Annotated in this window: 16 protein-coding genes and 1 pseudogene; 11 read left to right on the top strand and 6 right to left on the bottom strand. The window is 66.6% G+C overall.

Annotation, left to right across the window (positions count from 1 at the left end):
• Window positions 1–119: 119 nt before the first annotated feature.
• Entirely contained in the window at window positions 120–932 is an 813-nt protein-coding gene (ddaH, locus tag LX88_RS02250) for a dimethylargininase (RefSeq protein ID WP_258947584.1), read from the top strand.
• Between the two features lie 128 nt (window positions 933–1060).
• Here the strand turns inward: ddaH and LX88_RS02245 are convergent, their stop codons facing one another.
• Window positions 1061–1834, bottom strand: a complete 774-nt coding sequence (locus tag LX88_RS02245) for a class I SAM-dependent methyltransferase (protein ID WP_258946202.1) — start codon at window positions 1832–1834, stop codon at window positions 1061–1063.
• Window positions 1835–2139: 305 nt separating this feature from the next.
• Between LX88_RS02245 and LX88_RS02240 the strand changes: the two genes are divergently transcribed.
• The 3 genes from LX88_RS02240 to merT are packed head-to-tail and all read left to right on the top strand — an operon-like array spanning window position 2140 to window position 3214.
• Entirely contained in the window at window positions 2140–2499 is a 360-nt protein-coding gene (locus LX88_RS02240; RefSeq protein WP_258946201.1) for a hypothetical protein, read from the top strand.
• Window positions 2496–2936: a MerR family transcriptional regulator gene (locus LX88_RS02235; protein WP_258946200.1), complete on the top strand. Its 441-nt coding sequence runs from the start codon at window positions 2496–2498 to the stop codon at window positions 2934–2936. The genes LX88_RS02240 and LX88_RS02235 overlap by 4 nt, the downstream gene beginning before the upstream one ends.
• Window positions 2933–3214: a mercuric ion transporter MerT gene (merT, locus tag LX88_RS02230; RefSeq protein WP_258946199.1), complete on the top strand. Its 282-nt coding sequence runs from the start codon at window positions 2933–2935 to the stop codon at window positions 3212–3214. The genes LX88_RS02235 and merT overlap by 4 nt, the downstream gene beginning before the upstream one ends.
• A 157-nt stretch (window positions 3215–3371) precedes the next feature.
• On the opposite strand, the gene LX88_RS02225 is transcribed toward merT, so the two are convergent.
• Window positions 3372–3749, bottom strand: coding sequence for a MerR family transcriptional regulator (locus LX88_RS02225; protein ID WP_258946198.1), 378 nt, complete (start codon window positions 3747–3749; stop codon window positions 3372–3374).
• Window positions 3750–4543: 794 nt separating this feature from the next.
• Complete coding sequence (locus LX88_RS02220) at window positions 4544–5494, bottom strand: GNAT family N-acetyltransferase (RefSeq protein ID WP_258946197.1); 951 nt, start codon at window positions 5492–5494, stop codon at window positions 4544–4546.
• A gap of 98 nt (window positions 5495–5592) precedes the next feature.
• Between LX88_RS02220 and LX88_RS02215 the strand changes: the two genes are divergently transcribed.
• The 3 genes and pseudogenes from LX88_RS02215 (at window position 5593) to LX88_RS02205 (ending at window position 7550) form a co-directional block, all read left to right on the top strand.
• On the top strand, window positions 5593–5970 hold the full coding sequence (locus tag LX88_RS02215; RefSeq protein WP_258946196.1) for a hypothetical protein: 378 nt from the start codon (window positions 5593–5595) through the stop codon (window positions 5968–5970).
• A gap of 931 nt (window positions 5971–6901) precedes the next feature.
• Window positions 6902–7252 (top strand): annotated as a pseudogene (locus LX88_RS44525) (transglycosylase SLT domain-containing protein); the annotation flags it as partial.
• A gap of 148 nt (window positions 7253–7400) precedes the next feature.
• Window positions 7401–7550, top strand: coding sequence for a hypothetical protein (locus LX88_RS02205; protein WP_176929933.1), 150 nt, complete (start codon window positions 7401–7403; stop codon window positions 7548–7550).
• Window positions 7551–7633: 83 nt separating this feature from the next.
• On the opposite strand, the gene LX88_RS02200 is transcribed toward LX88_RS02205, so the two are convergent.
• A complete protein-coding gene (locus LX88_RS02200; RefSeq protein ID WP_307789459.1) occupies window positions 7634–8578 on the bottom strand; it encodes a LysR family transcriptional regulator in 945 nt (314 codons plus the stop codon).
• A gap of 311 nt (window positions 8579–8889) precedes the next feature.
• Between LX88_RS02200 and LX88_RS02195 the strand changes: the two genes are divergently transcribed.
• From LX88_RS02195 to htpX, 4 genes are read left to right on the top strand one after another with little or no spacing between them, the layout of a single operon-like run.
• The gene (locus tag LX88_RS02195; protein ID WP_177224550.1) at window positions 8890–9300 is read left to right on the top strand and encodes an NADH-quinone oxidoreductase subunit B; all 411 of its coding nucleotides are present in this window, start codon (window positions 8890–8892) and stop codon (window positions 9298–9300) included.
• Window positions 9297–9839, top strand: coding sequence for an NADH-quinone oxidoreductase subunit C (locus LX88_RS02190; protein ID WP_258946194.1), 543 nt, complete (start codon window positions 9297–9299; stop codon window positions 9837–9839). The genes LX88_RS02195 and LX88_RS02190 overlap by 4 nt, the downstream gene beginning before the upstream one ends.
• Entirely contained in the window at window positions 9836–10288 is a 453-nt protein-coding gene (locus LX88_RS02185; protein WP_258946193.1) for a 4Fe-4S binding protein, read from the top strand. The genes LX88_RS02190 and LX88_RS02185 overlap by 4 nt, the downstream gene beginning before the upstream one ends.
• A gap of 18 nt (window positions 10289–10306) precedes the next feature.
• Entirely contained in the window at window positions 10307–11176 is an 870-nt protein-coding gene (gene htpX, locus LX88_RS02180; protein WP_258946192.1) for a zinc metalloprotease HtpX, read from the top strand.
• On the opposite strand, the gene rfbA is transcribed toward htpX, so the two are convergent.
• Complete coding sequence (rfbA, locus tag LX88_RS02175) at window positions 11173–12045, bottom strand: glucose-1-phosphate thymidylyltransferase RfbA (protein WP_258946191.1); 873 nt, start codon at window positions 12043–12045, stop codon at window positions 11173–11175. The genes htpX and rfbA overlap by 4 nt on opposite strands.
• Complete coding sequence (locus LX88_RS02170; protein ID WP_258946190.1) at window positions 12042–12533, bottom strand: YajQ family cyclic di-GMP-binding protein; 492 nt, start codon at window positions 12531–12533, stop codon at window positions 12042–12044. Before LX88_RS02170 ends, rfbA begins: the two co-directional genes overlap by 4 nt.
• Window positions 12534–12632: the final 99 nt, after the last annotated feature.

Raw genomic sequence — 12632 nt, 5'->3', positions numbered from 1 at the left:
TGTCGCGGCGTTGTTCGATGGTCTAACCGCCGTTTACATTTCGATCCATGACCGTATCCATCTCCGGGCCCGGCGAGCCGATCACGCTCGACATCGCCGCACCCCTCGCGCCGACGCGCATGCCGACGACCCGTCGGTACCTGATGTGCCCGCCGACGTACTTCACGGTGGAGTACGCCATCAACCCGTGGATGGATCCCACCCAGCCCACCAGCACAACGCTGGCAGTGGAGCAGTGGACAGCGCTCAAGGAGACCTACGAACGCCTGGGCCACGACGTACAGGTGATCGAGCCGGTACCGGGCCTGCCGGACATGGTCTTCTCAGCGAACAGCGGCACCGTCATCGACGGCCGAGTCCTCGGCTCCCGCTTCAGGGCCGCCCAACGCTCAGCCGAAGCCGACCACTTCCGCCGCTGGTTCCTGTCGTCGGGCTACAAGTCCGTGGTCATGCCCACCGCCGTGAACGAGGCAGAGGGCGACTTCACCTGGACCGGCTCCCTGCTGCTGGCCGGCACGGGCTTCCGCACGGACCCCGGCGCGCACGGCGAGGCACAGGAGGTCCTGGGCGTCCCGGTCGTCTCCCTGCAACTGGTCGACCCGCGCTTCTACCACCTCGACGTGGCGCTGTTCATGCTCGACGACCAGTCCCCGTCCCCTCTGGTCGCCTACTACCCGGAGGCCTTCTCACCCGGCTCCCAGCGCGTCCTGCGCCGCCTCTTCCCGGACGCCGTCATCGCCAACGACGCCGACGCTGTCTGCCTTGGGCTCAACGCGGTGTCCGACGGCAAGCACGTCGTCATGCCGGTCGAGGCCACGCATCTGGCCGAGCAGGTGGCGCGGCGCGGGTTCGAGCCCGTGTTCGTGGACATCTCGGAGCTGCGCAAGTCGGGCGGCGGCCCGAAGTGCTGCACGATGGAACTCCGGGGCTGATCGGTCGCTCTTCGCAGTTCTCGATCTGCGCTGGTCGAAGGCTCAAAATGGGTCCTCACCAGCGCAGACTCATGTTCTGACTCTGTGTGGCTCCGTCACTGTCCGGCCAGGGACTGAGAGTCCGGTGGTCATACCTTGCTCGCGACCACCATGTAGTTCTCGGCCCCAAGATCGAAGGTGCTCAGTTCCGTTCGGAGCCCGACCCGGTGCAACTCGACTTCGAGTTCCTCGTACCGGTAGGGCCAGCAGGACAGCAGTTCCGAGCGGACAAGAACCAACCCGGTCGCATCAACCTGCGCGATCGCAATCTCGATGTGGTGCTCCTCCTCCCAATGCTGCGCGATCTCCCAGCGGTAGACCACGACGGCATCGCGACCGTTCCGGCGGACGAGTCGGTCACTGATCTCCAGCCGGGAACCTCTGGCCCTCACGAGTTCCCAAGTGCGGGATGTGAGCACCAAGCGTCCGCCGGGGCGCAGAAGCCGTGACATCGACTCCAGGGCAGCACCCCTGCCTGTCGCGCCCGCGGCATGGTGAAGCGAGTTGCCAACGCAGAACACCATGTCGAACGTGTTGTCCTGGAAATGGTCGGGCAACTCTTCCCAGTTCGCCCGTACGGCCCGGACGGATGCCCCGAACTCCTCAGACAACTGTGCAGTCCGACGAACCATCGCCTCGCTGGCGTCAGTTGCGACAACCTGCATGCCACGACCGGCGAGGCCAACCGCCAACTGTCCGGTTCCGCACGAACAGTCGAGGATGTGGGCGTTCGGCGGCAGGAGGTTGAGGACGTCGTCGAACGACGCAGCGAACTCGGCCGGAGGCAACTTCGCATCCGAGATGAGCCATTCGTACACCTCGGCAAGCACGTCATAGCCTGTCACAACCACTACCTCCGTCACGCGGCAGACTCACGGCAGGAAGTCAGTCCATCAGCGGAGCAAGCCGGGCACCAATGAATTTCGCAAGGATGGCTCCAACGGTGTTCGTGGTAGCCAAGTCAATCTTGATGGTGAGCCTTTCGCGTGGCAGCGAACCAATACAAGCCAATCGCGCAACTTCTGACCGATCCTGGGCTAAAGACGATCAAGCCGTGGCAGTTTGAGGCTGACTGAATCGTTCGAATGTACTTGAAGAGCCCATATCAGGATTTCCAGTGCTGATCAGGCTTGCATCCTGTACCTGGGTACGGGCTTATCGTCGGAACATGGCCACCACAGAGACCGAGACGGACCGGGCCTGGGCACCGCAGGCCTGCACATTGCCCACCGCCCGGCAGCCGTTGCGGATCGCGGAGTTCGGCGCCCTCTTCGCGACCGCTCTGACCGGCGTTCACAGGGCGGGCGGAACGAGCTTGCGGCTGGAACTTGAGGCCGGCGCTGAAGTGGAGGCGACGGCGCGGGACCTCATCGCGGGGGAGAGCCGGTGCTGTTCGTTCTTCGCCTTCACGTTCAGCCACGCCGAGGACGTGCTCCACCTCGACGTCGAGGTTCCTCCCGCCCACGCCGACGTGCTTGACGGACTCGAAGCCCACGCCCGCAGCCGCATGTCAGGCGCAGACACGTGACAGGTCTGCTGCGCACGGGCCGAGTTGCCGAGGCTGCCGGGGTGAACATCCAGACCCTGCGCTACTACGAGCGCCGCGGCCTGCTGGCCGAACCGGCGCGATCGCTGGGCGGTCACCGGATGTATCCGGCCGAAGCCGTGACGACGCTGCGGGTGATCAAGGCTGCTCAACGACTCGGCTTCACCCTCGAGGAGGTCGCCGACCTGCTCGACGCCGGCCGTCATCGTCATGGAGCCGCGGCCGACTCCGGATTGCAGTCCCGTGCCCGCGCCAAACTCGAAGAGATCGAGGCGCGCATCTCCGACCTGAACACGATCCGCACGGCGCTGCACGGCGCGCTGGACGCCGGCTGCGACGACCTGGTGGCGTGTGCGGCCAGCTCGTGTTGCCCACTGCCGTTCGCCGAACTGGCCGACCCCGATGGAGAGCGTCGATGACCACGCACCACTCAAGCGAACCCGCTACGGCTCCAGCGCGCAGCAGCAAGGCCATCGGCGGATTCGCCGTTGCGGCGTGTGCCGCTTGCTGCGCCTTCCCGCTACTCGTCGCCGCGGGGTTGATCACTGGCGGGGGAGCAGCGCTGCTGACGAACGTCTTCGTCGCGTTGGCCGCGGTGGCGGCCGTCGTCGCGGGTGGTCTGTGGTTCCGCCACCACCGCCGAGCTGCATCCGCGAACGGCGGCAGCGGCTGTGCGGGCGGCAACTGCTCCTGCTGAGCTCCGATGCGCCCAAACGTCGCGCGGTGGAACTCCGGGCGGATCGTCCGCGGGCTTGATCTGCGCTCGGTGAAGGCTGAACCAGCCTTCGCCAGCGCAGACCAGTCGCGTGGGACGCTCCGCCGAGATCTCGCGTCGCGTCCCGATCTCGAACGACTCACACGCTTTGCAGCGGCGGATACGGATCGTCGGATGCTGGTGGGGGCGTGAGCTTGGCGTTGAGCGCCTGAGCTTCCTGCAACTGGTCTTCCAGGGTGACGATGCGGCACGCCGCATCCAGTCCCGTGCCCTGGTCGACCAGTGTGCGCACGCGGGCGGCCAAGCGCAGTTGGTGGCGGCTGTACCGGCGGTGCCCGCCGGCCGAGCGCTGGGGCTCGATGAGATTCGCCTCGTCGAGGCTGCGCAGGAAGTTCGCCGTCGTGCCGAGCAGTTCCGCGGCCCGGCCCATCGTGTAGGCGGGGTAGTGCTCGTCGTCGAACTTCTCGGCGGTGGTCTGCGGTTCGTTGTCCGCGGATTCGTTCTTCTCTGGGGTCATCGCGCCTCCACATCACGAGGGGCCCCGGTGCAGTAGCACCGGGGCCCCAAGGGTTGTTGGGTTTCACTTCCACCTAGCCGACCGTGAGATCGGCATCCTCTGTCCGCATGCCCCGTACTGCGAGCGGGCGCTGCGGGGATCGCGTGTGCGTAACCGAAGACCACCTTCCAATCTGATGGAACCGCGGTACCCGTCCGGCGGAGTTCAGCCGAAGGCGGGCGATCCGATGGTGTGCAACCCTTCCCTTCTCCTCTGAGTACTGACTTTTCTTCTCTCACGTGGCTGTCGGCACCGGACCTCTTGCACATGCCGGAATCACCTCACCGACTGCCCCTGGTCACCTGCCAGAACCCCTTCCACTGATCGGCTCCGGCACATCTGACCGTCTTGCACTTGCGACTTGCACTTTCAACTTCGGAACTGCAACTTCGACTTGCACTTGCGACTTCAACTTCGGAACTGCGACTTGCACTTGCTGATCACGCGGTTGTCGGCTCCGGGTTCTTGCACTGCGTCCGGTCTTGTCCGCCGACTTCCCTTGGTCGCTTGCCTCGAGCCCTAGAACGACGAGCTCTGGCACGCCTGACCGTCTTGCACTTTCTTCACGGGTAGTTCGTCATCTCCCGTGTCATGTTCTCTCTCGTCCAACGAGGAGAAGACTACACACGCCAGGCGGACAATGTCTACTCCCGTCACCATAGATTTGCTCGATCGAGTGACGCAGCTGTGCTGACCTGGTCCGATTCGATCAGTCCGTCCGGCAGTGAGAGGCGTCCCGTGACTGATCCTGACGCTCAGCCCTCCAGTTCCCACCGCACGAAGCGCATCGTCGAGGTGAAGCCGGCCCGCTCGAAGATGCCGAACGCCCCAGTGGCGTTCTCCGAGTCCACGCTCAGCAGCGCGCGGTCATAACCCTGGTCAACAGCGGCCCTAAGCGCGTGGCTGAGCAGAGCGCTCGCAACGCCGCGGTTCCGATAGCCGGGCAACGTGCCGATGACCATGAAGTGCGCGTCACGAACCCCGGTGGCCTCAGTGTCGGCCTCCCAGTTCATCGTCACCAGCAGACCCGCTGCCACCCCGCCGGCTTCGCGCAGCAGGAAGCTGGCCAAGGGCTGGAACGTCTGGTTGGTGATCTTGTTCTTCCAGAGCTCCACCGGCATCGGCGTCGCGCCCCAGTTCGCGCGGTACGCCTCGTTGCGCACGTGCCGGAACTCCTCGTCGGCCGCCTCCGACCACGGCTCGATCCGCGGGTCGTCGGACGGCTCGACGTCGAGGAGCGCGTGCTCCATGCGCTGGAAGTAGCGGACCGGGGTGAATCCGGCGGCGCTGAGCAGTTCGGCCAGGCCGGAGATGTGCTCGGCCTTGTGGACGTTGATCGCGAGCCGCAGCGCCGGGTGGTGCAGTGCGTGCAGGACGCGGGCCGACTCGATGCCCGCCCGCACCAGCCGGGTGCCGATGCCCTGGCGCCGGTACGAAGGGTGGACGCCGCCGTCCAGGGAGACGCGGTGGACCTCTGTGGCGGTCGGCCGGTACTGGATCTTCATGTAGCCGGCCATCACGTCGCCGTCGAAGACCGCGAGGCTGCCGCGTTCCAGATCCGCGTACGGGTCGACCAGCTCGGTGAGGGTGTCCTCCGCCGTGTAGTTCTCGCCGATCTTGTCGACGGCTTCGATGGCGTTGAGGAGGTCGGCTGACGTCTGGGCGTCGTCTCGGGTGAGGGGACGCCACGTGAGGCCTTCGATCATCCGCCGAACGTATTCAGGCACGCGCGGGCTGTCGCTCCGGTTTTCGGCCGCACAACGTGGCATGCCCGAGAACGCCGTGACCGCAGTAACTTCGGCGGGTGCCCGACATCCTCGTGATCGGCTTCGATCCCCACACCATCCCAGGCTTCGACCCCGCCCCGGTCGCCGCCGCCATTGAGCAGGCCAGCAGGGCGTTCGCCGGGCTGGGCCTCGCCGAGGACCTGTTCCTCATCGACTTCGCGGAGCTGGACGGCCGCGCCCAGGCCAAGCTCGTCGAGAAGCTCGGGAACAAGCAGTACGACGCGGTCCTGGTCGGCGGCGGCGTCCGCAAGGGACCCGGCCTGCTGGAGCTCTTCCAGGTCGTCGTCAACGAGGTGCACTGGCGTCAGCCGCACGCCGCGATCGCCTTCAACGACAGTCCCGGCGACAGCCCGGACTGGGTCCTCAAGGCGCTCGAGCAGAAGCGCAAGTGTTAACCCACGACATCGGGTGAACCGGACGGGCGGCCTCTCCGTACCCCTTGTCAGACCCAGAAAACGCTGTCCAGCGATCAAGTCCTCGCAGGTCAGCAGCCCGCACCCCGATATCACCACGAAGCGTGACGGCATCACTCGATCGCGTGGTCGTGGACGTAACCCCTAACGAGAGCCGAACTAGCAGCGAACTCACAGACAGCTCCGTCAGTTCGTCAGGAGGCAACGATGAACTTACGCACGACTCACACGGCTTGTTGACTGTCTGTCAGCAACGGCTAGCCCAGCTCATCGGAAACGTGACGAGAGTCACCCAACGGGCGCTCAAGCTTGCCTGTGCTCGTGACGCGAGGTTACGTTCTCGCCCGCCGATAACGGTTTGGTCACTGGCAGGACACAGGACCCGCAGTACCTGGGGTCCGAAGTCCGGCTCGGAATCCCCCGCCGAGACAGCCCGGTGGCCAAGCTCCCCGACGCAGGAGGCTCTCCCTTGGCCCGGCACAGCAAGGCCGATGGCCGAACCGTGTACACGGTCGTGCCCAGACAAGAAGTCAAGCCCGGCGCTCACCGCGTCGAGGACGACAAGGTTCCGCTTGCCCACCGTGTGAGCGCGATCGTCGTCGCCGCAGGTGTCGCCGCCGGCACCGCGGCCATCGCCAACGCCGCGACCAGCGGTTCCCCGACCGACCTCGCTGCGGGTGCGGCCGAGCTGGGCGCTCTCCCCGACCAGCAGGTCAAGACCATCCAGACGGTTCACGACGTGAACCCCGGCAGCCAGGTCGGCCGTCTGCTGCAGTTCCAGCAGATGTACGCGCAGCAGACGTTCGAGCAGGCCACGAAGGTCGCCGCGGACGCGCACGCCCAGCGCGAGGCAGCTGCCAAGGCCGAGGCCGAGCGTCAGATCGAGATGCGCAAGCCCGCCAAGCAGCGCGAGGTCGAGGGCTGGATCAAGGACGCCATCAAGGTCCTGCAGGCCAACGGCACCAACATCGACAACGGCTCCATGGACGAGATCTACACGATCATCATGAAGGAGTCGAACGGCAACCCCAACGCCGTCAACAACTGGGACTCCAACGCGATGCGCGGCACGCCGTCCAAGGGCCTGATGCAGTGCATCGACCCGACGTTCCGCGCGTACAAGCTGGCCGGCTACGACAACATCCTCGCGCCGGTCGACAACATCATCGCGGGCGTTCGCTACACCTACGCGCGCTACGGCGGCTTCCACAACCACCCGGGTCTGGTCAACATGAACCTGGGTGGCGGCTACCTGGGGTACTAAAGAGGCCGAACTCGTCGTGTCGGGGTGCGGGAAACCTATCGGCGGACGATGCTGTCAAACAGGTTCACCCACAAGCATGGCGGCCCTAGCGGGCACACGCCCGGTAGTGCTCCCATCGAACGCGATCCCCGAACGCAGGGAGTGGCCGATGAACGAGCAACAGGCACGCGACGACGAGCTGGAGAAGATCCGCTCGGAGGCGACGAGTTGGCTGGCCAAGATGGCCAAAGCCCAGCATCGTCCCAGTGTCGAGCAACGCAGGCCTGAGCACGACGCCATGACACCCGCGAAGAAGTAGTCAGGAAAACGACGGAAGCGCCCCGGTCGACGACCGGGGCGCTTCCGTTTTCGCGCGCGAGGGCAGTGGCGGCGCCAGGCGTTTCACAGGGGCGGAGCCTCCCGCTCGAACGCGGCCCACAGCAGCTTCAGCGGGTGGTCCGCCGGGTGCTTCGCCAACGCGTCGGTGCGCGCGAACACACCCACGAGCCGTTCCAGCGAGTCGTCGGCGAGCTGGACCACGCGCAGGCCGCTTCCCTCGCGCAGTTCGTTGTTCGCCGCCACCACCCCGAGGCCGGACGTCACGATCATCGCGCCCTTGACGAGGTTCGAGCGGAGCAGGGAGATGCCGTACTGGATCTCGTCGATCTCCGCGGCGATGTCGAGGCCCTGCCGGTAGTCGGGGCCGAACCAGCCGCGCAGGAACTCCGCGATCAGCCCGGCGCCCGGCACGACCAATGGCACCGACCGCAACGCGGGCACGCGCACGCGGTCTCCTACGACCGTCTCCGGAAGGTTCGTCAGCAGGGCGAGGCCACCCCGCCGCCACTGGATCACCTCGAACTCGGGGCGCTCCCAGCCCTGGCCCGCCCGCGTCACGACGCTGCCGCAGACGACGTCGACCTCCTGCGTCTCCAGCTTCGTCCAGATGTCCTTGGTGCGGATGTGCACGACCTTGAGGTCGACGTCGCGCTCCTGGAACTCGTCCGCCACGTGGTGCCACGCCTTCGCGAGCGTGTCCAGCATGTATCGCGTCGTGCCCACGGTGACGGTCGTGCCGAGCTTGCGGCGGCACTCGTGAATTCCGTCGAGCCACTCCGCGAGCGTCTCCCGCGCCAATTCGACGATCGACTCACCAGTCGGCGTGAACAGCACGTCTCTTCCGCGGCCCTGCTTCACCACTAGAGCTTCGCCGCACAGTTCCAGGAAGTTCCTGTTCAACGTGTCGAGCTGCTTCTGCACGCTCGACTGCTCTCGTCCCAATGCCCTGGCCGCGCGTAGGGCCGAACGGGTCTCATGCACCGTGAGCAGGGTCCTGAGCTGGTCCATCGTGGTATCCAGTAGTGCACCGGGCATGTGCAGCAAACGGTGCAGCGAGGTGCTGGTGGGAAGCACCAACTGGGACGAGCCGGACATCGGGACCCTCTCTTGTGTTCTGCCGATCAGTTGAACTGAACTTGACCGCATTTCGCCGACAAATTATCCGCAGATCCTGTCGGCAAATCCCTGGACACTTATCTCGCGGTGTACAAAACTATCTGCGGCGACCACGCGTGGGAGCCGATTCCGGGGGGAATCATTGGGGGGTGGGGGTCCGCAGGCGTCAGCCGGCGGGCCCCCAAGTATTACGCTCAGCCGTTGTGACGGCTTCCGCTCGCCTGGAATGGGGCACCACCTACCAGGTCACCGTGCTCGAACTCGGACTCGCCTGCTGTGGGGTCGAAGTGATGGCAGCTCTCGACCGCCTGCCCGACCTCGGCGTCACGCCGGTCGACGGCGCGGGTGAGGCGCACGTCCTCGTCGTCTCCGGCACGGTCACGGACGTCATGTTGCCCGCTGTGCTCCGCAGTTACGAGGCCATGCCCGAACCCCGCTACGTGATCTCCGTGGGCGCCTGCAGCAACACCGGCGGCCCGTACTGGGATTCCTACAGCGTCACCAAGGGGATCGACCAGGCCCTGCCGGTCCACGTCGCCGTGCCCGGTTGCCCACCACGGCCCGAAGCGCTACTCGAGGGCCTGAAGGCGCTGCACGGGCTGGTGAACGCATGACGACCCCGAAGACGGCGTTCGGCCAGACCGTCCACCACGTGGAGCCGGCCGACTGGCTCGCCACGGCCACGGCCCACCACGCCGACGGCTACGTCATGTTCGACTGGCTCGGCGTCGAGGACGCGGGCCGGCCGGGTGCCGCGGGTCAGCGCCACGCGGTGTTCCTGCACGTCATCGACCCGCGAACGCGCGAGGGCGTGATGCTGCGGACCGAACTGGGCCCCGAGGAGGCGTTGCCGGGCATCGGCCACCTCTGGAAGGGCGCGCAGTGGCACCAGCGCGAAGCCAGCGAGATGTTCGGGGTGGTGTTCGGCGTCACCGCGGACGGCGAGCCCGAGCACCTGTTGCTGCCCGACAGTTTCCAGGGCCACCCGCTGCGCAAGGACTTCGTGCTCGCCTCCCGCGTCGTGCGCCCGTGGCCCGGCGCGCTGGAGCCCGGCGAGGACAACACGAGCGCCCCGAGCCGCCGCCGCACCGCACCACCTGGAGTGCCGGACCCGTCCTGGGGCCCGCGCCGCGAAGAGGAGCCGCAGTCGTGACGAACCTTCCACCGCGTACAAGGGGCGTCATCGCGCTGCTGGAGGCCAACTGCACGGTCTGCATGATCTGCGCGCGCGAGTGTCCTGACTGGTGCATCCACATCACGTCGCACACCGAGGTCGAAGAGCAGCCCGGCAGCGCCCGCCCGCGCAGCCGCAACGTGCTCGACCGGTTCGCGATCGACTACGGCCAGTGTCTCTACTGCGGCATCTGCGTCGAGGTCTGCCCGTTCGACGCCTTGCACTGGGCGCCGGAGTTCGGTTATCCGGGAACGGGTTCGATCGACGGCGAGGGTGCCGTCGCGGAGCTCGTCCACGAACGGGACGTGCTGTCCACGTGGGTCGAGAAGGTGCCGCCGCCACCGCCGCTGGACCCGGCCGCGGAGGCCGCGCCTGAAACGGCGACAGGAACCGGAAGGCGGCCTGGTTCGTTGAGGGGTAGGACGTAAAACCCGGAGGCGAAAACCGTGCACAAGCACTTCAACGGGTTGAAGACGGCCGTGCTGCTCGGCGGGATGAGCGCGCTGATCGTTCTGGTCAGCAGCCTGTTCGGCCGGACGGCACTGGTCATCGGCCTGGTGTTGGCCTTGGGCGTGAACGCCTACGCGTACTTCAACTCGGACAAGCTCGCCCTGCGCGCGATGCGGGCGGTACCCGTGTCGCAAGTGGAGCAACCAGTGCTCTACGCCATCGTGCGTGAGCTGTCGCAGAAGGCGCGCCAGCCCATGCCCAGGCTCTTCCTGAGCCCGACGATCGCGCCGAACGCGTTCGCGACGGGCCGCAACCCGCGCAACGCCGCCGTGTGCTGCACCACGGGCATCCTCGACCTGCTCGACGAACGCGAGCTGCGTGCCGTGCTCGGCCACGAGCTCGCGCACGTCTACAACCGCGACATCCTGATCAGCTGCGTGGCCGGCGCACTGGCCGGCGTGATCACGATGCTCGCCAACCTGGCCCTGTTCGCCGGGATCTTCGGCGGCGGCGACTCCGACGACGACGGCCCCGGCCCGCTCGGCCTGTTGCTGATCGCACTGCTCGGCCCGATCGCGGCGACCGTCGTGCGCCTGGCCGTGAGCCGCTCGCGCGAGTTCCAGGCAGACCAGGCGGGCTCGGAGCTCACCGGCGACCCGCTGGCGCTGGCCTCGGCGCTGCGCAAGATCGACCTGGGGACGCGGGCGGCGCCGCTCGCACCGGAGCCGGGGGTGGTGTCGCAGAGCCACCTGATGATCGCGAACCCGTTCCGCTCGGGGGAACAGTTCTCGAAGTGGTTCTCGACCCACCCGCCGATCGCCGACCGCATCCGCAGGCTCGAGGAAATGGCGCGCAGGGCTGGTTAGATCCCTGCCTTCGCCACGGCCATGAGGTACTCGCCGTACCCGGACTTGCCGAGCTTCTCGCCGAGCGCGTAGCACTCCTGCGCGGAGATGAAGCCCATGCGCAGCGCGATCTCCTCGGGACACGCGATGCGCACGCCGGTCCGGTGCTCCAGCACCTGCACGAACTGCCCCGCCTCGAGCAGCGAGTCGTGCGTGCCGGTGTCGAGCCACGCGAACCCGCGGCTCAGGTCCACGAGCTGCGCCCGCCCCTCGCGCAGGTAGGCGAGGTTGACGTCGGTGATCTCCAGCTCGCCACGAGGCGACGGCTTGAGCTGCCGCGCGATGTCGACCACACCGTTGTCGTAGAAGTAGAGCCCGGTGATCGCCCGGTTCGACTTCGGCTTCGCGGGCTTCTCCTCGATGGACAACAGCCTGCCCGTCGCGTCGACCTCGCCCACGCCGTACCGCTCGGGGTCCTTCACCTGGTAGCCGAACAGCACACAGCCGTCCAAAGAGGACGCGTGGTGCTGCAGCGTGGTGGAGAAACCCTGGCCGTAGAAGATGTTGTCGCCCAGCACCAGCGCCACGTCGTCGTCACCGACGAAGTCCGCGCCGATGAGGAACGCCTCCGCGAGCCCGTTCGGCGCGGCCTGCTCCGCGTAGGAGAAGGCCATGCCCCACTGGGACCCGTCCCCGAGCAACCGCCGGAACAGCGGTAAGTCGGTCGGCGTGCTGATGATCAGCACCTCGCGGATGCCGGCCAGCATGAGCACCGACAGCGGGTAGTAGATCATCGGCTTGTCGTACACCGGCAGCAACTGCTTGGAGACGGCCTGCGTGATCGGGTGCAGGCGCGACCCACTGCCACCGGCGAGGACGATGCCCTTCACCGGTAGTTGGTGAACTGGAGTGCGATGCCGAAGTCAGCACCCTTCAGCAGTGCGATGACGTCCTGCAGGTGGTCCTTCTTCTTGCCGGACACCCGCAACTGGTCGCCCTGGATCTGCGCCTGAACGCCCTTGGGTGCCTCGTCGCGGATCTTCTTGGCGATCTCCTTGGCCTTCTCGGACGTGATGCCCTGCACGAGATTTCCCGTGACCTTGAACACCTTGCCGGAGATGGCGGGCTCACCCACCTCGAACGCCTTCATCGAGATGTTGCGCTTGACCAGCTTCTCCTGGAAGACGTCGATCGCCGCCTTGCAGCGCTCCTCGGTCTCGGAGGTGAAGGTGATCGCCTCCTCGCCGGCCCAGGCCACTGTGGTGTTGGTCCCGCGGAAGTCGAAGCGGGTACTCAGCTCCTTCGAGGCCTGGTTGAGCGCGTTGTCGACCTCCTGCCGGTCCACCTTGCTCACCACGTCGAACGACGGGTCCGCCACGACTTCACTCCTCAACGATCTCGGGATCACAGCCAGCGTCGATGCTACTGGGGGACCCCGATTTGGGGCCTCCCGAAGGGGTTATGTATTGTTCTGCCC

Origin of the sequence: Lentzea californiensis, assembly GCF_024648825.1 — a bacterium.
In the GTDB taxonomy this organism is placed as follows: Bacteria; Actinomycetota; Actinomycetes; order Mycobacteriales; family Pseudonocardiaceae; genus Lentzea; species Lentzea californiensis.
The sequence above is the reverse complement of the archived record's forward strand: the minus strand, read 5'-3'. Positions and strand labels throughout refer to the sequence as shown.

What these genes read in the sequence shown, in the direction of transcription:
- ddaH (WP_258947584.1), top strand. Translation starts at nt 120, where the DNA reads ATGCCGACGACCCGTCGGTACCTGATGTGCCCGCCGACGTACTTCACG.
- LX88_RS02240 (WP_258946201.1), top strand. Translation starts at nt 2,140, where the DNA reads ATGGCCACCACAGAGACCGAGACGGACCGGGCCTGGGCACCGCAGGCC.
- merT (WP_258946199.1), top strand. Translation starts at nt 2,933, where the DNA reads ATGACCACGCACCACTCAAGCGAACCCGCTACGGCTCCAGCGCGCAGC.
- LX88_RS02225 (WP_258946198.1), bottom strand. Translation starts at nt 3,749, where the DNA reads ATGACCCCAGAGAAGAACGAATCCGCGGACAACGAACCGCAGACCACC.
- LX88_RS02220 (WP_258946197.1), bottom strand. Translation starts at nt 5,494, where the DNA reads ATGATCGAAGGCCTCACGTGGCGTCCCCTCACCCGAGACGACGCCCAG.
- LX88_RS02205 (WP_176929933.1), top strand. Translation starts at nt 7,401, where the DNA reads ATGAACGAGCAACAGGCACGCGACGACGAGCTGGAGAAGATCCGCTCG.
- LX88_RS02200 (WP_307789459.1), bottom strand. Translation starts at nt 8,578, where the DNA reads ATGGACCAGCTCAGGACCCTGCTCACGGTGCATGAGACCCGTTCGGCC.
- LX88_RS02190 (WP_258946194.1), top strand. Translation starts at nt 9,297, where the DNA reads ATGACGACCCCGAAGACGGCGTTCGGCCAGACCGTCCACCACGTGGAG.